Below are 761 nucleotides of genomic sequence, written 5' to 3' on the forward strand. Positions count from 1 at the left end.
TAGCATTAAATGAGTAATGGCCGATTCTAGGCTCTGGCTCTTTATCTTCCTGTAACCTTGAGCGATAAGAACTGAAATATGCTTGATGATATAAAAGAATTCTTTGACCGCTTTGTGCGAGATTTTTCTTCATTTGATGGGGCCCTGATTGCAAGTCGATACCAAGCGCCTTATTTGGCTGTCACTTCAGATGCCGCAGTATGGGAGTGTGCAGCGCCGTCTGACCTGGTCGAATATTTCCAAAGCTTGCTTGATAAACACTCTGCAGAGGGTGTAACACATACCAAGTACGAAAACCTCGAAGTCACCGAGATTGGCCGTAGCTGCTTCCTTGCCTCAGTCACATGGACGATGATGAACGATTCGGGCGACACGGTCTCTAACTGGCGTGAGTCTTATAACTTGATCAAAACAGCTGATGGCTTGAAGATTTTTACGTCTATCGACCACTAAGTGTCCTTGCTGAATATTCATTAAAAAGCCGATGCCTTCAGTGTCGGCTTTTTCTTTTCTGCTTTCCTTAAAGTTTTTCTCAAGCGTTGCATTTGCTCTTAATTGCTTCAAATAAGCTATATTTAAAGTATGAGCCAGTTCTTATGGCATTATTCTTTGTGGAGAAGGGGCACATTACTTATGACTAAACCAAGCGATGACGAACTAAAAAAAGCCTTAGCCAAAGCTGCTGAAATGCGTGAAAGTGGTGTGGACTCTGACTTCATAGCCAAGTCTCTGTTAAGCTTAAATTACCGATTTGAGGTGTG

At 42.7% G+C, this 761-nt stretch carries 1 protein-coding gene; it reads left to right on the plus strand.

Annotated elements, in window-relative coordinates:
* Window positions 1-78: 78 nt before the first annotated feature.
* Window positions 79-453, plus strand: a complete 375-nt coding sequence (locus tag A3735_RS25130; protein ID WP_068514279.1) for a hypothetical protein — start codon at window positions 79-81, stop codon at window positions 451-453.
* The last annotated feature ends 308 nt before the right edge of the window (window positions 454-761 follow it).

The organism is Oleiphilus sp. HI0061, assembly GCF_001635675.1.